Here is a 20,502-nt window from a genome sequence, read left to right as displayed (position 1 = left end):
GATGATGATGACGATGACGACGACGATGATGATGATGACGACGGAGGCCCCGGTAACGGAAATGGAAACAACGGTAACCCGGGTAACGGCGGAGGAAACACTGGTGGAAGTGGCCCAGGAACCGGCAACGGTGGAGAGAATAACGGACAAGGTAAAGGTGGCGGAGGAAACGGTAACGGAGGCAATAACGGTAACCAGGGTGGAGGAGGAAGTCATTCCGGCCATTCAGATGGAACAAACCCTGGCAAGGGCTCAGGTAACAACAACGCCGAAGGTGCTCCAGGTGGTGAAGGAACGGATAATCCTGGAGGGACTTCTTAGGCGATTAGCGCAACTGCCTTCGTGAAGATGGAGCATAGTTTTGCCACTGGATGAAGGATGGGTTGCGGTATTAAAAAGGCAACCACAGTGAGGTCCCAAGACAGAGCGTGGTTGTGGGAATCAAAACAGTATAAGAAGCTCAGATATAGAAGTCGTGCAAGATCGAATCGAAAGATAAATGAAGCTAAAATCGAAGGGGGAAGGCCTTTTAGCCTTCCCCCGCTTTATGTCCTAATTTGTGCCTTTGTCTTTACACGCCTCTTTCCTCAGAGAATGCTCGTTCCCTCGCTTTGTTCATCAGTATTTCCCATTTTACGACGGCTCTTACGTGGGTGCCGGTGGCTATAATCCCCTGATGATCCCAGGCGGAAAGCTCGTAGAAAAGCTTGTTGCCCTCTATGCGTGTCAACTTGGCTCTAAAGGTGACCGTGGTCCCAAGATATGATGGGGCTTCGTGGTCTATGGAGATGGACCTTCCCACGGTCAAATACCCATCTGGAAGGTGGTGGTCAGTGGCTTCCGTTGCAGCTTTTATGAAAGCCTTGACACATGCTGCAGTTGACAATAGCTGCTCCAGCCTTGGGGAGAAGTTGCCCACGGTATCTTCTTCCTTTACCGTCAACTTGACATCTGAAAAGATGCCAGGGGAAAGGAACTCGCCTATGTTAAGCATAGCTATCCCTCCTATTCTGTGTAGTGCTCTTGCGATGTGCATCACTGATATTTTACTTCCATATTCTTTGGATGGCTAATTGCAAAATCTTGACATACAATGTCTAATATCATCATCTATCGTTATTATAGTTTATAAATTGTGCCTTAAACACCTATGGAGGTGTATGTTTTGGGAGGTAAAAAGATCAGAATCGTCTTGACTCCCGGGGAAACGTTACCGGATGTAGACGTTTGGTTGGTAGTGGACCTGCTTAGGGCGTCATCTACCGCTGTGGCCTTCTTTGAGCATGGGGGGAAAAAGATACTGCCTGTTTCCTCAGTGGAGGAGGCTAGGCGCCTGAAGGCTAACCTTGGGGATAACTGGATATTGATGGGCGAAAGAAAAGCCCTTCCCATAGAAGGATTTGACTTAGGTAATTCGCCCTTGGCTTTTGAATACGTCCATCTAAAGGACAAAGCTGGAGCAGTGATGACCACATCGAATGGAACTTTGGCGTACCTCAAGGCCGCTTCTACGGGGAAAGCTGTATTCGTTGCCGCGGCACGAAACGCTTATCATGCCGCAAGAAGGGCATTAAAGCTGAAAGATACAGTCGGGATTCTTTGTGCTGGCAAGGAAGGAAGACTAGCCTTGGATGATTGTCTATGTGCTGGGCTTTTATTAGAAGAGATTTTGAAAATGGCAGGAAATGTAGATTTGGATGATGGAGCGAAGGTGGTTTCAGCCCTTTGGGAGTTTTACGGCAAAGATTTGGGAAAAGGGGTATATATGTCTGAAAGTGCCAAGCTCCTGATGGAGCTGGGAATGAAGGAGGACATTGAATACTGCTGCAAGGTGAACTGTTCTTTTGTTGTGCCTACTGTCGTCCTCCTAGAGGGGAGGCCGTGCCTTCTGCTTCAGGAGTAAGAAGGCACGGAACCTTTCTCTCTTAAACCTTAGGAGAATACGTACTTTGTCTTTTCGTCTTCCAGTACCTCTCCACGGACGCTCAACCTTGTGACCCTCAAGGTTAATGTCTTTTTTGCCGCCTCTATGGCCCTTTCTGTCAGGGATTTCAAACCACCACAACAAGGAACCTCCATTATTACCACGTGTATGAGAGGGGGAGAGTTGATCTCTATTATCTGGGCAAGCTTCTCCGCATAGTATCCTGCGTCGTCAAGTTTGGGACATCCCAAAAGGAGGGTGTTGCCTTTTACAAAGGCATCATGAAAGTTGTAAGACGCAGCAGCTGCGCAGTCAGCCGCTATGAGAAGGTTGGCTCCTTTTAGATATGGGGCGTTGACAGGGACTAACATGAGCTGTATGGGCCAGTTTGCGAGCTCAGAACGTGAGGCCGTTTTCTGTTCCGTGTGGTGAGATGGCCTCTCGTTATTGGAATCCTTGAGGTCTCTGACTGCCGTTCCAGGACACCCGCACGGTAAAGGGGGAAAATCCTTTAGTGCCTTGTTTTTCAACACTGCTTCCTCATCATAAGGTTCGGCCTCGCGCTCCTCAAAGGAAATGGCTCCTCTTGGACACTCTCCGATGCAGTCTCCTAGACCGTCGCAGTAGGATTCGGATACGAGTTTGGCTTTACCGTCTATAATCTGTATTGCCCCTTCGTGACAGGCTTGAGCGCAAAGGCCGCATCCATCACACTTGTCCTCGTCGATTTTTATTATCTTTCTCATTATTTTGGGCATGTGAGCACCTCCAGGTTTAATAGGAAAACTGGTATTATAATACCAAAATACCCATCCTTGTCAACACCTTGAAATGTTTTATGTTTGGGTTAATTTCTCTTGGGGGAGTCTTTTCCACCAGGTTCCTTGACCTCTTCGTGGATAGGTTCTATGTGTACTGAGATAACTGCATCGTGTCCGTGGATTTCTCTTATCTTATGTTCCACAGCCGTTGCTATATCATGTCCCTCTACGACAGAAAGGGAAGGGGATACCAGAATATGGACATCTATTCCCACAGATGTACCTATCCTTCTAGTCCTTAGTTTATGAGCATCTATGACCCCTTCGGTTGAAAAGATGGCCTCCAGAATCCGTTTTTTCTCACTTTCTGGAAGGGCTCCCTCCATTAGTTCGTGGATAGCATCCAGGGAGATCTTTATACTTACCTTTAGTATCAGCCCACCCACTATTATTGCCGCGATGGGGTCCAGGATTCTTCCCTTGCCGCCTATGAAGATGGCGCCTGCTATTCCAACCAGGGTGCCTATGGAGGAAAGGGCGTCGGATCTATGGTCCCATGCTTTTGCCATCAAAGTGGAGCTTTTAATGTTTAAAGCTACCTTTTGGGTGTAGCGAAACAACCATTCCTTGGAGACAATCGAAACCACAGCGGCTACCAGGGCGATAGTATCTGGGGCAGGCAAGGATTCTCCTTTGAAGGTGCTCCATATTTTGATTATGTTGCAATAAAATATTGCTATCGCTACGCCGGCAAGGGACAAACCCACGATCACGGATGCTAGGGTTTCGAATTTGCCATGTCCGTAATCGTGGGTCTCGTCTTTTGGCCTTCCTGCAAGCTTGAAGGCCACGATGGCAACTGCGTCGGTAATCAAATCAGAGAGCGTATGAACTGCGTCGGCTATCATGGCCGAGCTGTTGCCCATTAGGCCGGCTAGAAACTTTAACGAGGTTAGGATGACGTTGACCACAAGGCCTATCCACGAGGCCTTCAGGGCTTTATTCTGTCGTTCGGACTTGACGTTTATGTTTCTTCCTCCTAACTTGAATGTTTATTCCCAACAATTATAATCCCAAAATAGGTAGTACGGTGTCTAGATCTTTGTCCCCCCTACCTGAGAGATTCACGAGCACCGATTCATCGGCATTCAAATTGGGAAGGAGTTCCAGCGCATAGGCCAGGGCATGAGAGCTTTCTAGGGCTGGTATTATTCCTTCAAGCCTACATAGCTCGGAAAAGGCTTCCAAGGCCTGTTGGTCGGTCACTGCAACATATTGGGCCCTACCTGATTCTTTGAGATACGCGTGCTCAGGACCTACTCCAGGATAATCTAAGCCTGCAGAAATGGAGTATACTTCTGCCGGTTCACCTTTTTCGTCGGTTAGGACGTAGCTTTTGAAGCCGTGGATTATTCCTGGCTTTCCGGCGACCAAGGTGGCAGCGTGTTCGCCTGTGTCTAGTCCCTTACCTGCTGGTTCTACTCCCACTATCTTTACCGATGGGTCATTTATGAAGCCTGAAAACAGACCTATAGCATTGCTCCCCCCTCCTACGCATGCCACTACGTAGTCTGGCATCTTGCCTTCCCTCTCCATAAACTGTCTTCTTGCCTCCTCTCCAATGACACTTTGGAACTTCCTAACTATTGCAGGGTAGGGGTGGGGGCCTACTGCGGAACCTAAAAGATAGAACACATCTGGATCTTTGACGTATTCTGTAAGGGCAGCGTCAACGGCTTCTTTGAGTGTTTGCTGGCCGAAAGTAACGGGCACAACCTCAGCCCCTAAAACCTTCATGCGTGCCACGTTTGGGGCCTGCCTTTTGACGTCTACTGCTCCCATGTAAATGGTGCACTGCAGTCCTAAAAGAGCGCAAACAGTGGCCGTGGCAGTTCCATGCATCCCGGCGCCGGTTTCGGCAATTACCCTGTTTTTCCCCATGCGTTTTGCCAAAAGGGCTTGTCCCAACGCGTTGTTTATCTTGTGGGCCCCTGTGTGATTAAGGTCTTCCCGCTTGAGAAACAGTCTGCCCCCTCCGAACTTCTTCGATATGTTCTGGCACTCCGTGATGGCCGACGGCCTTCCTACGTACTCCTTGAGAAGTCTATGAAATTCCTCGAAAAACGATTGATCGGACAGGATGTCCTCGTATGCCCTTTCTAGCTCTTCAAGGCGAGGCTTAAGTTCTTCGGGAACGTAACTGCCCCCGAATTCTCCGTAGAACCCTTTCCCTGCTGCGTTAGTATGTACTGCACTCAGCTTTTCCATCCTAATCTACCTCCTCTTTTTTCTGATAAAAAATTAGGGGCTCCCCGTGGGAAGCCCCTAAAGTTCCAAAGTTAAGGGGCTGGGGACAAGTAACATCCCGCAGCCCCGCTTCTACAAGCTGACGGCTGCGGCGCCTTAGCGCCACCACCAATAGTTTCTTTCAGAGTAGCTAGTGTTTCTTAGAATCTTTCTCATCTAGGCTCATCTCCTTATTTGAAGGAAACTATAGCAAAAACTCAAGAACTTTGCAAATGCTTTTGCCAAAAAACAGCCATGGCGAAGTTGATATAATTAAACTGGTAGCTATTAGTCGAGATGAATAGGAGGTGCGGACCCGTGCATAATAACCTAAAAAACTTAGGGGCGGAAGGGACGCAGCGCGAAGAAGTAGTGCGGTGGGTGGGGCTTCTATTTATTTTCTTAGGTTTGACATGTCTAATTTTTCTTTTCGATTGTGGCACAGGCAGCGCTGCAGAGCAAAAGAGCATAGAAATAATACGTCCAGCATCAGGTGCTGTGTACGAAGAAGGAGAGATTTGTCCAATAGAATGGGCAGCTAAAGGAGTTGAAAGGGTGTCTATAGCGGTCGCTGTAGGAGGAAAGGACAGGGGGCTCTTGGAATTCAGCGACGGGGAGTACGCTCTAGATGCCAGAAAAGGGCTTTGGGAATGGACTATACCTATTGGATTTGTGACCTCCTATGGTTTGAAAGAAAGCCATAATGTAAGAGTTATGGTTTTCGATGCTGATGACCCCAAAACAAGCGTTGTGAGTGATTATTTCACCATAAAGGGAGAGGGGAAAAATAGTGAAAAAGTCACTAAGACGGACGATGACTTTATGCAGGCCATTCAAAGCTACTACGATTTGATCGGAGAGGGCAAATACAGGGAAGCTTTTGAGCTTATATTCCCTGAAAAATTGACATTGAGCTTTGCCGATGGTTCTTCTGTTTCTTTCGGAACAAGGCAGGATTACTACCAGTGGTTGAACGAAATAAAGAATATAAAAAGTATTAACCTGGTCGATCAGAAAGAGGTCCCCGTACCTGACAGGGAGTTGGCTATGCTGGGAATAAGATGTTTTCAAGTCACCTTGAAGGCTGATTACAAGGACAAGCGACAGTCTTTGGATTTTTCCGGGACGGCCACCTATTTTATTTATTTAGTTAAGGGTAGCGACGGGAAAGTTAGGATCTTAAGCATCGGTACGGGCCCCTAAATCATAAGGGGTCAATGTGCCATTCGACAGGGCGAAACTTTTGGATGCGTGCTCGGCCAGGAAGGACATATCGTGTGAGGCGATAAGCATGGCTTTCTCCGATTCAGAGAGGATTTTCTCCAACTTGGATTGGGATGTTTCATCTAATCCACTTGTGGGTTCGTCCAGCAGCAGTAAGTCGGGGTCCATGGCCAGTATGGCGGCCAATGCCCCCATCTTTTTTTGCCCTTCTGAAAGTGAGTAGGGGGGAGCGCTTGCCAGCGAGGTCAATCCAACCAGTTCCAAGGTCTCAAGGGCTACTTCTTTAGCCTTTGTGGGGGGAAGCCCCATGTTTAAAGGACCAAAGGCTACGTCTTCCAGCAGCGTGGGGCAGAAAAGCTGGTTCTCCGGATCCTGAAAGAGAAAACCTGCCTTTCGCCTGAGGAAGGTAAGACTTTGCTTGTCTTCTATGTCTTTGCCCATAAATAGTATCTTGCCTTCCGTGGGTTTAAGAAGCCCCATTATCACGTTGAACAAAGTGGTTTTGCCGGAGCCGTTCTTGCCGATTATAGCTATCTTTTCTCCAGGTTTCACGGAAAGGTTTATACCTTGCAAGACCTTTTTCTCCCCGGGGTAGGAGAAGACCACGTTCTGCAGCTCTAGAAGTTCCTTCATACTAGTGTGCACCCCCAAAACAAAAGGCACAAAACTGCACAGCTTGCCACTTCCTTAAAGGACATCCTCTTGGGAGCAGCCAGCTCTGGAAAGGTACCTTCAAACCCTCTTAACACCATTGCTTGAGTAACCCTTTCTGCTCTTTTGAAGGCCTTAAGAAAGATGACCCCCACGAAGTTGCCATAGGTTTTCATAGTAAAAAGGTTGAATCCAGGTTGAAATCCCCTTAGGGCCATGGCTTGCTGAACCTTGATGGCTTCTTGCATCAGGACGTGTCCATACCTGTAGGTGAAATGTAAGAGCAAAACCAGTTTGTGAGGTATTCCCAAGGCCCGTAGTGCCTTCAGGTTCTCATGGATTGGTGTTGTTCCCAAAAGGGCCAAAAAGCCCAAAAAGGCTGCGTTGCTCCTCAAGGTTATGGCCAGGGCTAACTTTATCCCTTCGGCGTATATGGCCACTCCCCCTAAGTAGACCTTTTCTCCCCCGGCAGAAAAGGGCAGGGTCAGCCATAGAATAATCAATACGCTGTCAAAGGCGGCAAGTCTTCTTATAACCTTGGTCAGAGGTATTCGGCTCCAAAACACCAAAAGTGTGGAAAGTCCCAATAGCAGCACAAGAGAACCCCAGTCTCTCGTTAAGGCCACACTCAGCGCCAATATGAATGACGCCAACACCTTTAGCCTAGGGTCCATGAGGTGAAGGTAGGAAGAACCGTTCAATAATGAAGGGTCCTGAGCTATATCAATTTGTTTAGCCATTTTTGCTTCTCCCCTTAACCCAGAAAGCTACACCGAACAAGCCCACTATGTATCCTATACCTCCTAAGATCTCTGTAACTTTAGGTTTCGAAAGCTCCATGTTCATTTTGATAAGCTCGTTTTTTATAGGTTCCATCTCTTCTTTGACAGCATTCTTGATTATTTCTTCTATTGCTGCAGAAGGAACGTCCTGTACTGTAGTTTTTTCGGGGGCTTCTGAGCCCACCTTGGTGGTAGTAGTGAGCTTTTTGCCATTCTTCGGAGATTCTACTGTGGTTTCCCCCCTGTGTCCAACTCCTCCTTCAACTATCACCGTTACGGCCTCTGTAGGAGGTGAGGACAGCTTTAAACTGAACTGCCCATTTTCATTGGTTTTGCCTTCTGCCAAAACATGCCCTGTGGAGTTTTTTATCAGAACTTTCGAATCTTTAGCGGGGCTTCCATCGTTGAAATAAGCCTCTCCGTTGATACAATCTCCTTCAAGTAAAGCGAAGACGTTCAGACGGTGAGCAAGGGCAGTAGGTGCTCCCGCTAAAAATACCAGACAAAGGATGCCACAAAACAAAAGGGTTAACGTTAGTCTTTTGCCTTTCATGTCATACCTCCAGGAAATTCTTGTCCGTCTTGGATAGGAAAGAAACTATGAAACCGGTTATTATGCCTTCGATTATCGCCACTGGTAAATGGGCACCAATCAGAAGCACCGCTGAGGCCCTGAAAGCTTCTCCGCTAAAAGCCAGTGAGGCCGCTACGAATACTGCAGCTCCGAAGACACCAAGGGCACCAGAGATTGCGCCGCATAAAAAGGGCCTTTTCAGACGTTTTAAAAGAGCTCGTCCTACAAAGCCAGCCAATACGCCGGAAAGAGCCATGTTAGTGACGTTTACCCCTAGAACTACAAGGCCTCCAAATTGAAACAGCACCGCCTGCAAGAACAGGGCCACCAGGAAGGCGGGAAAGAGGGACCAGCCCAGCAGAATTCCCCCCAAGCCTCCGAGGATGAGGTGAACGCTTGAAGCTCCGAGATTGACGTGTATCAAGGAAGCGACGAATAAGGCGGCGGAGACGATCCCACAGCGTGGGATCGTCTCAAAGGAGAGCTTTTTTATTCCATACGCCGTTCCCGCGGTGGCGATAGCGGCACCAGAAACTAAAACAGGCCAGGATAGTACACCTTCAGCGATGTGCATTACAATTACATCTCCGCTTTCTCTGCATATACCCAGATTAGGGCTCCTATCTCTATTGGCGCATCTTGGCCCGAAGGAGACTTCATGGTTTCAGGGGCATCTGTTAGGGCAGCAAATCCCCACCAACCTGCCCAAGGTATGGCGTAAGTGAAAACGCCCCTTTCGTCGGTCTTTATAACCTGAGTGATGTAGGGTTCCTTCGGTGCTTTTACCTTGGAATCCGTGTTATAGTACTCAACCTCCACATCGGCTCCCGCTGCAGGTTTGCCGTCCACTATTACCTTGCCTTGGAAGACGTTGCCTGCCCAAAGACCGTAGGGCCTCGTAAGGGGGATGACCTCGGCCCTCAAGCCTACCGGCTTGTCCCATGCATCTTCCATGCCAAAGGCGTTTACCACGGTTTTAGTGTAGTGGATTATGTATTTTTCCTCTGCTTCTTCCCAATAGGGTGCGGGTGAAACATAGAATATGTGATCTCCTGGGCGCTTTATAGAGTAGAGAGTCTTCCAGGCGGTAGCTTTCGGAGCAGCTTCGTAACTTTTGAGCGTATTCAAAAGGTCCGTTTTTTGACCTCGCACAACGACCCCGAACTCTTTGGGCTTCTTCATGTTCATGGGCTTTTGCTCAAAAGGATGGGTGAAAAGCAGCTTGATCTCTATAGTGGCGTCCTCTTTTTGCTCCACTATGTTATCCTGGGGTTTGATGACCTGGAAGTGGGCCAAAGCTACCCCGCACATGCTTAGAATAAACGTCGTTACCATAATCACAAATATGGAAAAAGAAAACCTTTTCATCTTCGATCCCCTCCACGTTGTACACGCGCGTGTTACTAGATTGCGAAAAGATAATACCACCGGAAGGGGATGGCGTCAACGTGGGACTTAAATAGGGTGTTCATTCGTGTCTTAGAGCATCTATAGGGTTTAGGGACGAGGCCTTCCAAGCGGGGAAAAAGCCGAACAAAACCCCTACAGAAACAGAGAAGCTTAATGCCAGGAAGATGGATTTTATCGATAAAACGGCAGGCCAGGATGTGAAGTGGGACACCACTATGGACCCTAGGCAGCCCGTAATAATCCCCAAGGTTCCTCCGATCAAGGAGACGAAGATGGCCTCCAGTAGAAATTGAGCCAAGATGTCCGAGGTTCGGGCCCCTATGGCCATTCTTATTCCGATCTCTCTAGTTCTTTCGGTAACGGTAACGAGCATTATGTTCATTATGCCTATACCTCCAACCATCAGAGATACCGAAGCCACTGAAGCCAGCAATAAAGACATGGTCTTTGTAGATTCCTCGGCGGCATCCATGAATTCCTGCAGGTTGCGAATATTGAAATCCTTTTGGGAAGGGTCTTTGATCTTATGTCTTTTTATTAGTAGTTGTTCTACCTCATGCTCTGCTGAGTCAATAAATTCTGCTCCTTTAGCTTTTACAAGTATGGCGTCCACGTTTTGCGGAAAGGGGGATGGAAAGAGCCTTTTTTGAGCTGTGGTTATGGGTACAAATATGATGTCGTCCTGGTCTTGGCCCATTCCGGTGCTTCCCTTAGGTTCCAGCAGACCGATTACGAGCACGGGGATCTTATTTATCCTGATGGTTCTGCCTATGGGGTTCAATGTTCCGAATAGCTCCTTTGCTACCGTTTCGCCTATTATGCAGACCTTTGCGCTACTTCTCAACTCCGAATCGGTGAAAGTTCTACCTTCAGAAAGGTGCCAATTTCTTATATTCAAAATGGAGTTCGTTGTCCCACTGATTGTCGTGTTCCAGTTGGAGTTTCCAAAAACTACCTGGGCGGAGCCCCTGACCTCGGGTGCAGCGTCCTCTATCGATGTGCAATTCTCCAAGATGGCCTTCCAATCGCTCAAAGTTAAGGTTGGTTTGGTCGAGGAACCTAGGCGGACTCCGCCGCTTCGCGCAGAACCCGGGAATACGACCAATAGGTTGGTGCCCATGTTGGAAAAGGTGTCACTTACCCTCTTACTGGCTCCATAGCCCAGGGAAACCATTATTATTACGGCGGCAACTCCTATCATGATTCCAAGTCCGGTCAGGGATGTTCTTAATTTATTTGCTCCTATGGATCGTATGGAAGCTCTCATTATTTCAAATGGATGTATCATTTTCAGTCTCCCCCGATAGAATGATTCCATCTCTTAACGTTATGGTTCTTTTGGCGAAGGAAGCGATGTCATGCTCGTGGGTTACTAATATTATGGTTACTTTGGCCTCGTCGTTGAGCCTGGAAAAAAGCTCCATTATTTCGTGACTGACTGCGCTGTCCAGATTGCCCGTAGGTTCGTCTGCCAGTATGATCGACGGATTATTGGCCAAGGCCCTTGCTATTGCTACACGCTGCCTTTGCCCTCCCGACAATTGAGTGGGCTTGTGGTGCTCTCTGCCGTGTAACCCCACCATGGCGAGGCAATCTCTTGCGATTTTAGTACGTAATGGTTTTTTGATTCCTTTATACATCATGGGAAGCTCCACGTTTTCTATGGCAGACATCTGCGGAAGCAAGTTAAAGTTCTGGAACACAAAGCCTATTTTGGCGTTTCGAACGCACGCCAGCTGATCCTTGCTCAATTTACTGACTTCCTTCCCATCGAGCACGTATTCTCCGGAAGTCGGCACGTCCAAACATCCCAAGATACTCATCAAGGTAGATTTTCCAGATCCTGAGGGACCCATCACGGCGATGAATTCACCCTCTGCGACCTTTAGGTCTATTCCTTTTAATGCGTGTACTTTAAATTCACCCATACGATAAATCTTAGTTATTTTGTGAAGCGCTATGATGTTTTTTTTCATGGGAAAAACCTCATAGGTGTTCTTTTGTTAGACGTTGTTGAAGTTGCAGAAGAGCTCAGTATGACTATTTGTCCTTCTTCCACGTCTCCCGTTATCTCCGTGAAATTGCCGTCGCTTAAGCCCACATTTACTTTGATGGGTTTAGGCTTTCCTTCATCAAGCACCCATATCACGTGACTAGGTTCGATTGTGTAGGTGCTCAAAGTTGTGTTGTTTTGTGAGTCTTGAGGGGAAAAAGTTAAGGCGGCAGAAGGGACCTTAAGTACGTTCTTTGCGGATGCTATTTCTATGGTCACATTAGCTGTCATTCCTGGCAGCAGTTTGAGTTGTGGGTTTTGTACATCTACTATCACGGTATAGGTCACCACGTTTTCTTCTTCTGTTGGAGATAGACGAATCTGACGGACTTTCCCGAAGTATGTCTCCTCAGGGAAGGAGTCCACGAAGAACTTCGCAATCTGTCCTTCCTTTACTTGACCTATGTCCGCCTCATCCACGGTTACCTCAACCTGCATGTTAGTCAAGTCTTCTGCTATAGTGAAAAGGGTAGGGGCTTCAAGACTTGCAGCCACGGTTTGGCCTTCACTTACTGCCTTATCTATTACCACTCCGCTGACCGGGGATTTTATAGTTGCATAGGTTAAGTTCCTCTTTGCTTTTTCAAGGGCGGCTTTTGCCCCTTTTATGCTCGCTTTGGCTGATGCTACTGCAGCCTTTGCACTTTGCCATTCTGCATATGTCTCGTCGACGTCACTCTGTGCGATAAAATCTTGCTCCAGGAGTTTCTTTTTTCGCTCGTAATTTTTTCTGGCCAAAGCATCCTTCGCTTCGGCCTCAGTCAGCGCAGCCACAGCTGAATCAAGTGTAGCCTGAGCTTCCAAAACTGCGGCCTCCAAGGTTGAAGGATCTATTTGCGCAAGAACTTGTCCTGCCTTGACGGTGGAGTTGTAGTCTACAAAGATTTTCTCTATGGTGCCCGATATTTGACTTCCGACCTCGACCGTATTAATAGCTTGCAGTGTGCCGGTTGCGGATACCCTTTGGATTATGTCGCCTCGGGTTACAGTGGCTGTAATGTAGGAGGTTTCTTTTTTGTCAGATGCCTTGATAAAACTCCCAAAAACCAACGTGATCGTTGCAATCACTATAAAAGTTCCACAAAAAAATAGCTTTTTTTTCATTTTGAATTTGCTCCTTTCCACAACCCTGCTGCGTATTCCAACTGCGCTTCAGCTATGCGAAGGTTATATATGGCCTCATTGTGTTCCTTTAGGGCCTCATGGTAATCTTTCAAGGCCTTGCTTACTTCCAACGAACTTCCAACTTCGGCTTTGTACCTTCCCAAGGCCAAATCCAGGTTTTCCTTGGCCTGTTCTACCAATAGGCTGGTAAGCTCCACGTTGTGCCTTTCTTCCTCGAGCTCCAACAAGGAAGTTTTTATCTCCAGTAAGGCTGAATTTACCTGACTTCTGTAGGAAGCTATTGCGGACTCTAGTTCCCCCCTTGCCTCTTTGATTTTTCCTGATAGAGTCCCTCCGTCCCAGAGGGTCGCAGAAAGTTCTACTCCTAGACTGTAGTCTTCTTGGTCTTCTCCAGAAAGGTCCAAGCCATAATCGGCATAAGCAGAGAGGGAAATGTTGTTGGATCGAGCCTGAAGATCTAGATTGTGTTTTGCTGCCTCAATGTAGTGCTTTTGGGCAACTATGTCCGGTCTGTTTTCTATGACTTGTGTGATTGTTTTGGTCTCATTGGAGATCAATAGAGAAGAGAGTTCTTTCCCTTGGACTGAATCTTTTATTTCCATTTCGCTGAGAGGTGATTGGATTCCAAGGACGTTTTGTAGGTTTGCCATCGCCTTTTTAAAGTTACTTTGAGCTTCTATTAGCTCCATCTTCGCTTGGCTTAGGTCTACCTGGGCAGATGTGACATCGGATTTGGCTGCTAATCCCGCTTCATGATAGGATTTAGCCTGTTTTAGATTTTTTTCGTAATATGCCATGCTAATATTTGCCACATCGAGAGCTTTTTTAGCCTTTAAGGTTTCAAAAAAGGCCTGTTTGACCAAGTAAACGATCTCCTGCCTTTTCCTTTCGAGTTGGCAAGAGACAGCATACTTTTGAGCCATTGAAGCTTCTATGGCCTTTTGGGACTGATTGCCGTCCCAAAGAAGTTGATTTACAGATATGTTCACCGAGGAGTAATCATTGTTCTTTTCTTCGGCGATGTTTGAGGCGATGGAAAGCGTAGGCCGCAATTGAGCTGCATTCTGTTCCGCCGCGCCTTCTTTGGCTTTTACTTGGGCGTTGTACTCAGCCAACTCGGGATGATTAGCTAAAGCTATGGCGATGCACCTTTCCAAGGTCAAGGCTTCCTTTGCCTTCGCTGCGGAAGGTATCATCACTAGAACGATCAAGAGGGCCATGAAAGCTAGGTTTCTCTTCAAGTGTGTTCACTCCTTTTGAGGAATGTTGTTGCTGAAAAGAAGTCTAGAGCAAAACAAGTAAAAGAAGGGTTTAGGAGTTGTTAAGAAACGTAAAGATTATTGAAGGTTTGTAACCTACAAGCTCTTGGAAGACTGGACCTTGGTGTGATGCTGTCAAGAGAAAGAGGATTGTTTTTTTGTAACCGTTAATGTGTTTCGTTTATATTTAATTTTAGAGCCGGATATGCTTGCTGTCTTAACCATTTCCTTTGCATGGTGCAACAACCAATACACCGATTGCTGTAGTGGTCTTTAGAGCGGCACATCCTTCGTTTTTCTTGATGGGCCACGCATGTGGTCTATGTATTTAGGGGAAAGTACTGATGATTACCTGCTCTTATTTATTGTTTATAGCTTAAGTTGCTTTTAATGTCACGAAGGGTCGTCTTCTCTAGGTGTTCCAGGAATTGTCTCGTCAGGTCTTCAACGAGGTTTCCGAAAATACACCTTCCAAAGGGACAGGGTGTTCCACTTTGAAGGAAGCAGGTTTCTGTCGTAAGCTCGCCTTCTATGGCCTTGTATATGTCCAGCAGGGTTATTTCTTCAGGGGGTTTCGCTAGTTCAAACCCTCCTTTGGGTCCCCTAATGGAGAGGACGAGCCCTCCTTTTGCTAGTCTTTGGAAGACCTTGGAAAGATGAGCCTCAGAAGTTTGGGTTATTTCAGCTATTTCCTTCACCGTTACTCTGCCTGTCTCCGACGATGCAAGGATTCCCATTCCGTGGAGAGCTAAAGATACTGCTTCGGATATTTGTATTATTTTCTTCATAGTCTAATCCTACCTTTTCTGTTCGTATTTCGGGCCGGAAAACCTTTGGCGGCTTTCCGGCCCCGCATTGATATTTTACCCCAGTATGGACTTGAGGTCTTCCTCTGGGGTGGTTATAGGCATTAGATTGAATTCCTTCTGCAAAAATTCCAGCACTGGTGGTTTCACGAACGCAGGAAGGGATGGCCCAAGGCGCATGTTCCTGATGCCCAAGTAAAGCAGAGAAAGAAGGATGCACACAGCCTTTTGTTCGTACCAGGAGAGGATCAGGGAAAGAGGCAGGCTGTTTATGTCCGTTTCGAATGCCTCTGCTAGGGCTTGAGCTATTTTGACGGCAGAGAAAGCGTCATTGCACTGCCCAACGTCGAGCAAGCGAGGTATTCCGTCTATGTCTCCAAAATCTAATTTGTTGAAGCGATACTTGCCGCAGGCCAAGGTGAGGATAACGCAGTCTTTGGGTACCTTAAGAGCCAGATCAGTGTAGTAGTTGCGCCCACTCTTTGCTCCATCGCAGCCTCCTATCAGGAAGAAATGCCTGATCTTCCCCTCTTTTACTTTCTCTATGACCTGAGGAGCAACGGAAAGAACGGCGTTACGGGCAAAACCAACCATGATAGTTTTTTCTGGGGCATCTTCTTTGAAGCCTTCTTCGGCCAAGGCCGCTTCTATCACGGGAGTAAAGTCCTTGTCCGGACCTATGTGGCGCACACCAGGCCAAGCCACCAGGCCCGTTGTGAAGATTCGGTGTTTGTAAGATTCTTTTGGTTTCTGAATGCAGTTGGTCGTCATGAGTATGGCTCCGGGGAACTCGTCGAATTCCTTCTGCTGATCCTGCCAAGCTCCTCCGTAGTTACCTACTAGGTGGGGGTACTTTTTGAGTTCGGGGTAACCATGGCACGGTAACATCTCACCGTGGGTGTATATGTTTATTCCTTTTCCTTCCGTTTGTTTGAGGAGCAGCTCCAGGTCCTTAAGGTCGTGGCCAGATACCAGTATGGCCTTGCCCTTTACGGGGGTTATACGGACCTTGGTGGGTACAGGATCGCCGTATCCTCCAGTGTTTGCCTTGTCCAAAAGCTCCATTACCCTTATGTTCCATTTCCCTGCCTCCAACGTCCTGGAGACTAACTCGTCCAGCTCGAAGGAATCCTTGGAAAGGAAATTCAAGAAGTCGTGGAAAAATCCGTACACCTCGTCATCTTCTTGTCCCAAGATTCGAGCATGGTCAGCGTAGGCTGCGCTTCCTTTCAGGCCGAAAAGAACAAGGTCATGCATTCCCTGTATTACTTCTCCGCGCTTTTCTGCTCCCTTTGCTGGAGTTACTTCCTCTCCCTTGGAGATCATCTCTGTTTTCGTAGTTCCTGGATCGAAGGTTGCTGGTCCGGATAACTCTTCGGGGGAGGTGCCGGCCTTTTTGCAGGATTCTTCATAGAGCCTTTTGGCTTTTTCTCTCAGCTCTACGGCCTTTTTGATCAACCCCTCCATCCTGTCTTCGTCGAAATTTACGTTAGTTATTGTAGAGAAGAGTGCCTCAACCACGAAGGTGTCTATTTCTTTGTCTTTTACTCCAAACTCTCTTGCTCGGTGGGCATACATGGAAATTCCCTTGGTGATGTGGACTAAAAGGTCCTGCATGTCTGAAACCGCGGGACTTTTGCCGCAAACTCCTGCTACGGTGCATCCTGCTCCTTTTGCAGTCTGCTCACATTGATAACAAAACATGGAACATTCCTCCCTTAGGGTATTTATATATATGGTACCACAATACTTAAATACTTCAAGAGCTTTCTTGTTCTGAAGGTTCTTGGTGATATTATCTTGTTAGGGTGATCATACTTTGAAAGGCAGGTGTGAAAAATGGATAATTGCAATGGAGAGGCTTTAAGCCGTGCCCAAGGTTGCCTCGTGGGGCTTGTGGCGGGGGATGTGATTGGAAGCATTGCCGAGTTCAAACAAGAGGAGGAGGCAGAGGCTCTGTTTCTTGGTAAGCTGAAGGACCTTGCAGGTCAGCCTACTGATGACACGGAGATGGCTTTGGCTCTTGCCAGGACTCTAGTTCAGAAAGGTTACTACGACAGGGAATATGTCAAGGCTGCTTACATAAGATGGTTGAATTCAGACCCCATTGATTGCGGCATGACCATAGCCTCAGCCCTGAGGGGACACTTCATCCCTGAAAGTCAGGCCAATGGGGCCCTCATGCGCGTTGCACCTTTGGGGATATTCGGAGCAAAGTTCCAGTTGGATCTTGTGGCATCGTGGGCCAGAGAGGATGCTTCAATAACCCATCCGAATCCCGTGTGCCTGGAGGCCAATGAACTTTTTGCCATGGCCTTGGCTTTTGCCGTAAGAACCGGCCCAAGTGCCAGCGCATTATATGAACAGATCTCTCGATGGGCTAAAGAGAGGCTAAAAGAGCCTTTGTTGTTGGAGGTCGTAAGTAAAGGGGCCCAAGAGCCTCCCAAGGATTATTACACCCATCAGGGTTGGGTTTTGATAGCTCTGCACAACGCCCTTTGGCAGCTAGTTCACGCTGAAAGTTTGGAAGAGGGAGTGGTAAATACCGCAAAAAAGGGAGGGGACGCAGACACCAACGCGGCCGTTTGCGGTGCCCTTTTGGGAGCGGTCTACGGAATTCAAGGGGTGCCTAGGGATTGGGTAAAATCCATTCTTGATATGCGCCTTGAAGTTGGACGAAAGGGAGTTATTAAGCCGAGGCCGCTAGAGTACTGGCCTGTTGATATCCTGGAGTTGGCGCAAAAGCTGATTGAGGGCGATCTTTAGTTGAAACGGGAGACCAGGCGGAAAAACCAACTTCTTTTAAGTTTCAGGACCTTCTTTATCTGTGGCAGTTGCTCTTTTGCCGAGTCTATTCCTGCTTTTATGAATCTGTCACACTCCGTGAAATTTGACCACGGGACGTAGGGAAGGGGAGGATTTATCAGCACGTCAGCCTTCTCTGCTTGGAGCCTGGAAACCTCAAGGCCCATTATCAGCTGGCATCGTTCTATGATGTCCATCATGGCTGGGTCCTTCAGGGGGGGAAGTTTTGATGGGTTGGCTGAGACCGCTATTACCATTTCGGCACCTAGTTTTTGGGTGCTTTCGACAGGTATTAGTTGAGTGACCCCACCGTCGGTTATTAACAGGTCTTTTTCTTTTTCCGGAGGCAAAAATCCTGGCACCAGAGAGCTCCGTTTTACCCCTTGCCGGATATCTCCTTTGGAGAATATCAAGGTTTTGCCGGAATTTAAGTCCGTTGCTACCGCGGCGAAAGGAATCTGGGTATCTTCTATCCTACCCTCTTTGATCAAGAAGTTGATGGCTTCCTCCAGGACGTGGGATTTGAAGAAAGACCTCTTGGCACCCAAAGATATGGCATATACTCGCTTTGCTAGCGTCCTTGCCAGCCTGCTTAGAGGAGTGGAGTCTTCCTGCTCTTCTTCGCTTATTAAGGGTAGCTCAAGGTCCTTGTGCCTTTCAGAGGCAAGGTAGTCTTTTACCACCTGTATTGTCTCAGATATGTTACCTCGCTGCGCGTAGATGGCGCCTATTATGGCTCCCATAGAGGTGCCGCAGATCAGATCGATTGGAATGCCTTCTTCCTCCAATACCTTTATGACTCCGAGGTGGACTAATCCTCTTGCTCCTCCTCCGCCAAGTGCCAAGCCTACTAGGGGCATGATATTCCCCCCTCCTTTGCATCACTTGCATTATACATCAATGGATTTAAAAGTTAAGGTTTATGGGCTTTGGTGGATCCTGAAACATTTCTTCCAAGGTAACGAAAGAGTACCCCTTCCTTGTTAGTGTGGTTATTATGTGGGGTAAGGCCTCTAAAGTGAAGTTCCCACCGTCGTGCAGGAGGATTATCGCACCAGGTGTCGTTTTTCGTGTCACCATTTGGGCCTCCTCCACAGCGGTTAGGCTTTTGTCTCCGGTGTCATAGCTGTTTATGGTCCAAAGAACGGTCCTTAATCCCATCTTTTCTGCTATTTTGAGAGTGCGGCTGTCCCAATTGCCACCAGGGGGGCGGAAAAAATGGCAACTTCTACCGGTTATTCCTTCTATGGCTTGATTGCAGAGCCGTATCTGTTCTTCGATCTTTTCGTCCTCGAGTTCCACAAGGTTTGGGTGGCTCCATGAGTGGTTGGCGATGGTGTGGCCTCTTTCTGCAATCTCTTTGAGGAGAAGGGGATTTTCCGCACATTTTATCCCAACGACGAAGAAAGTGGCCCTTACTTGAAAGGTTTCCAACATGTCAAGTAGTTGGGGGGTGTGCCAGGGGTGAGGTCCGTCATCGAACGTCAGCGCTACAGTTTTTGCCAGATTGGGTCCGTGGGATATGGGGTTAAGAGCCAAAGCAGGACACGATGGCTCTGCTATTAGCAGAGCCATTACAATCACTAAGGTAATAAGCTTCTTACATAAGCAAAGGGGCGGGCTCATGAGTTTTTGTTCGTTTTAGGCTTCAGGGTCACCCTCCAATGGGACCGTGCAGAGAAAGCTCAGCGTGTCGTCTCCTATGTTTTTGAAACAGTGGGTTTCTCCCGGAGGTACATATGCCCAGGATAATCCCTCCAGGATGTATGACTGATCTTTCAGCACGAATTCCACCTTTCCTGACAGGATCACCACGTAGTGGGGCCACTCGTGGGCGTGCAGCGGTGTCTGCATGGCCTCATCCAAGGTGAAGTACCTCATTACGTAATCGTTCCAAAATCTCTTGGGGCCAAAGACGATCTTCTTGTCCACGCCACAAACGCCGTCCGCAGGTACGCTTTCCAAAGAATCGATGGAACCAGCAAAGGCCTTTTCTTTGCACTCCATGGTTTTACTCCTCCTGGGTTGTGGGATTTTGCTTGTTTATAATACTACAACTTGGATTGTGGCAGTCTTATTTGGCATTTAGGGTGCATATGAAAAGAGCAGATAAGAAAAAATATGTAAAGGAAATGGTCTAAAATTCAAAATAAATTGCGTTAAGTCCATGTATTACTGACTTTTACTGACCTTTATTGTTTGACTATTGTTGACCATACCTATAAACTTTGAAGCGCAAACAAGAGGAAATAATGAAAAAACTTCATAAATCTTAGAGGGGGTGGATAAGATGACTGGAAGGTACATGATGCCCTGGAATGGAACGAGAAGCATTTTTGATGAAATGGATGAATTCTTCCGTGGTTTCTCTGAGGCGCTGAGGCCTATGACGAGCAGATATGCTCCTGTTGAGATGTACGAGGAAGGTAGCGAGCTAGTACTCAAAGTCGACGCACCGGGCTTTGAGCCTTCAGATGTGGAGATAAAGACCTTTGCCGACAGGGTTGTGGTCCAGTCCAAGGTTGAGCGGAAAGAGGAGAAGGAAGAAGGAAGGACTTACTACATCAAGCGAAGGTCTCAAGCGATGAACTACAGCATCAACTTGCCTTACGAAGTGGATCCGTCCAAAGCTAAGGCTTCCTTCAAGAATGGAGTCATAACTATAAGGCTTCCAAAGAGCGAGGCCGTGGAAGGCAGGGTAATACCCATCGAGAAAGAATGATATGCCTAACAACGCAGCATAAAAAAGAGGGGGGCTTTCGAAAGCCCCCCTCTTTTTTATGCCATTCACAGGAGTCAACATAAAGATAAAAACATGATATAGTTAACATAATCACTAATT

Annotated in this window: 23 protein-coding genes; 5 read left to right on the top strand and 18 right to left on the bottom strand. The window is 47.5% G+C overall.

Annotation, left to right across the window (positions count from 1 at the left end; translation table 11 throughout):
* A partial coding sequence (locus tag V7Z69_RS03760; protein WP_334138599.1) for a hypothetical protein occupies positions 1-346 on the top strand: 346 nt, incomplete at its 5' end.
* 225 nt (positions 347-571) lie between these two features.
* Here the strand turns inward: V7Z69_RS03760 and V7Z69_RS03755 are convergent.
* Positions 572-994 (bottom strand): thioesterase family protein, encoded by a 423-nt coding sequence (locus tag V7Z69_RS03755; RefSeq protein ID WP_334138597.1) that lies wholly within the window; start codon positions 992-994, stop codon positions 572-574.
* Positions 995-1,165: 171 nt separating this feature from the next.
* Between V7Z69_RS03755 and V7Z69_RS03750 the strand changes: the two genes are divergently transcribed.
* Complete coding sequence (locus tag V7Z69_RS03750) at positions 1,166-1,903, top strand: 2-phosphosulfolactate phosphatase (RefSeq protein WP_334138595.1); 738 nt, start codon at positions 1,166-1,168, stop codon at positions 1,901-1,903.
* A 29-nt stretch (positions 1,904-1,932) separates the two neighbouring features.
* Here V7Z69_RS03750 and V7Z69_RS03745 read toward each other — a convergent pair whose 3' ends face one another.
* The 3 genes from V7Z69_RS03745 to trpB form a co-directional block, all read right to left on the bottom strand.
* On the bottom strand, positions 1,933-2,682 hold the full coding sequence (locus tag V7Z69_RS03745; protein ID WP_014163778.1) for an ATP-binding protein: 750 nt from the start codon (positions 2,680-2,682) through the stop codon (positions 1,933-1,935).
* 89 nt (positions 2,683-2,771) lie between these two features.
* Entirely contained in the window at positions 2,772-3,680 is a 909-nt protein-coding gene (locus V7Z69_RS03740) for a cation diffusion facilitator family transporter (protein WP_334138606.1), read from the bottom strand.
* Positions 3,681-3,750: 70 nt separating this feature from the next.
* On the bottom strand, positions 3,751-4,953 hold the full coding sequence (gene trpB, locus V7Z69_RS03735; RefSeq protein ID WP_334138593.1) for a tryptophan synthase subunit beta: 1,203 nt from the start codon (positions 4,951-4,953) through the stop codon (positions 3,751-3,753).
* A 336-nt stretch (positions 4,954-5,289) separates the two neighbouring features.
* Between trpB and V7Z69_RS03730 the strand changes: the two genes are divergently transcribed.
* A complete protein-coding gene (locus V7Z69_RS03730) occupies positions 5,290-6,174 on the top strand; it encodes a hypothetical protein (protein ID WP_334138592.1) in 885 nt (294 codons plus the stop codon).
* On the opposite strand, the gene V7Z69_RS03725 is transcribed toward V7Z69_RS03730, so the two are convergent.
* The 11 genes from V7Z69_RS03725 to hcp all read right to left on the bottom strand — a co-directional run bounded on the left by V7Z69_RS03725 (position 6,151) and on the right by hcp (position 16,559).
* On the bottom strand, positions 6,151-6,828 hold the full coding sequence (locus V7Z69_RS03725) for an energy-coupling factor ABC transporter ATP-binding protein (RefSeq protein ID WP_334138591.1): 678 nt from the start codon (positions 6,826-6,828) through the stop codon (positions 6,151-6,153). The genes V7Z69_RS03730 and V7Z69_RS03725 overlap by 24 nt on opposite strands.
* Complete coding sequence (gene cbiQ / locus V7Z69_RS03720) at positions 6,825-7,586, bottom strand: cobalt ECF transporter T component CbiQ (protein ID WP_334138590.1); 762 nt, start codon at positions 7,584-7,586, stop codon at positions 6,825-6,827. The genes V7Z69_RS03725 and cbiQ overlap by 4 nt, the downstream gene beginning before the upstream one ends.
* Positions 7,579-8,181, bottom strand: coding sequence for a hypothetical protein (locus V7Z69_RS03715; RefSeq protein WP_334138588.1), 603 nt, complete (start codon positions 8,179-8,181; stop codon positions 7,579-7,581). The genes cbiQ and V7Z69_RS03715 overlap by 8 nt, the downstream gene beginning before the upstream one ends.
* A 1-nt stretch (position 8,182) precedes the next feature.
* Positions 8,183-8,776 (bottom strand): cobalt transporter CbiM, encoded by a 594-nt coding sequence (cbiM, locus tag V7Z69_RS03710; RefSeq protein ID WP_014163771.1) that lies wholly within the window; start codon positions 8,774-8,776, stop codon positions 8,183-8,185.
* 5 nt (positions 8,777-8,781) lie between these two features.
* Positions 8,782-9,570 carry a DUF4198 domain-containing protein gene (locus V7Z69_RS03705; protein WP_334138586.1) on the bottom strand — a complete coding sequence of 263 codons (789 nt, stop codon included), beginning with the start codon at positions 9,568-9,570 and terminating at the stop codon, positions 8,782-8,784.
* A 100-nt stretch (positions 9,571-9,670) separates the two neighbouring features.
* Positions 9,671-10,900 (bottom strand): ABC transporter permease, encoded by a 1,230-nt coding sequence (locus V7Z69_RS03700; protein ID WP_334138584.1) that lies wholly within the window; start codon positions 10,898-10,900, stop codon positions 9,671-9,673.
* Positions 10,884-11,588 carry an ABC transporter ATP-binding protein gene (locus V7Z69_RS03695; protein WP_014163768.1) on the bottom strand — a complete coding sequence of 235 codons (705 nt, stop codon included), beginning with the start codon at positions 11,586-11,588 and terminating at the stop codon, positions 10,884-10,886. The genes V7Z69_RS03700 and V7Z69_RS03695 overlap by 17 nt, the downstream gene beginning before the upstream one ends.
* On the bottom strand, positions 11,585-12,769 hold the full coding sequence (locus tag V7Z69_RS03690) for an efflux RND transporter periplasmic adaptor subunit (protein WP_014163767.1): 1,185 nt from the start codon (positions 12,767-12,769) through the stop codon (positions 11,585-11,587). The genes V7Z69_RS03695 and V7Z69_RS03690 overlap by 4 nt, the downstream gene beginning before the upstream one ends.
* Positions 12,766-14,031, bottom strand: a complete 1,266-nt coding sequence (locus tag V7Z69_RS03685; protein ID WP_334138580.1) for a TolC family protein — start codon at positions 14,029-14,031, stop codon at positions 12,766-12,768. The genes V7Z69_RS03690 and V7Z69_RS03685 overlap by 4 nt, the downstream gene beginning before the upstream one ends.
* Before the next feature lie 380 nt (positions 14,032-14,411).
* Entirely contained in the window at positions 14,412-14,837 is a 426-nt protein-coding gene (locus tag V7Z69_RS03680; RefSeq protein ID WP_334138578.1) for an RrF2 family transcriptional regulator, read from the bottom strand.
* A 75-nt stretch (positions 14,838-14,912) separates the two neighbouring features.
* Positions 14,913-16,559: a hydroxylamine reductase gene (hcp, locus tag V7Z69_RS03675; RefSeq protein WP_334138576.1), complete on the bottom strand. Its 1,647-nt coding sequence runs from the start codon at positions 16,557-16,559 to the stop codon at positions 14,913-14,915.
* A 135-nt stretch (positions 16,560-16,694) separates the two neighbouring features.
* Here hcp and V7Z69_RS03670 point away from each other — a divergent pair, with 135 nt between their 5' ends.
* Positions 16,695-17,621 carry an ADP-ribosylglycohydrolase family protein gene (locus tag V7Z69_RS03670; protein ID WP_334138574.1) on the top strand — a complete coding sequence of 309 codons (927 nt, stop codon included), beginning with the start codon at positions 16,695-16,697 and terminating at the stop codon, positions 17,619-17,621.
* On the opposite strand, the gene V7Z69_RS03665 is transcribed toward V7Z69_RS03670, so the two are convergent.
* The 3 genes from V7Z69_RS03665 to V7Z69_RS03655 form a co-directional block, all read right to left on the bottom strand.
* A complete protein-coding gene (locus tag V7Z69_RS03665; protein WP_334138573.1) occupies positions 17,618-18,520 on the bottom strand; it encodes a patatin-like phospholipase family protein in 903 nt (300 codons plus the stop codon). The genes V7Z69_RS03670 and V7Z69_RS03665 overlap by 4 nt on opposite strands.
* A 46-nt stretch (positions 18,521-18,566) precedes the next feature.
* Positions 18,567-19,235, bottom strand: a complete 669-nt coding sequence (locus tag V7Z69_RS03660) for a polysaccharide deacetylase family protein (RefSeq protein ID WP_169311621.1) — start codon at positions 19,233-19,235, stop codon at positions 18,567-18,569.
* 66 nt (positions 19,236-19,301) lie between these two features.
* Positions 19,302-19,667: a cupin domain-containing protein gene (locus V7Z69_RS03655; RefSeq protein WP_014163760.1), complete on the bottom strand. Its 366-nt coding sequence runs from the start codon at positions 19,665-19,667 to the stop codon at positions 19,302-19,304.
* Positions 19,668-19,950: 283 nt separating this feature from the next.
* Here V7Z69_RS03655 and V7Z69_RS03650 point away from each other — a divergent pair, with 283 nt between their 5' ends.
* Positions 19,951-20,382, top strand: coding sequence for an Hsp20/alpha crystallin family protein (locus tag V7Z69_RS03650; RefSeq protein ID WP_334138572.1), 432 nt, complete (start codon positions 19,951-19,953; stop codon positions 20,380-20,382).
* Positions 20,383-20,502 lie beyond the last annotated feature (120 nt).

It is taken from the genome of Thermovirga lienii (genome assembly GCF_036847465.1).
Lineage (GTDB): Bacteria > Synergistota > Synergistia > Synergistales > Thermovirgaceae > Thermovirga > Thermovirga lienii.
This window is presented reverse-complemented; position numbering and strand designations above follow the sequence as displayed.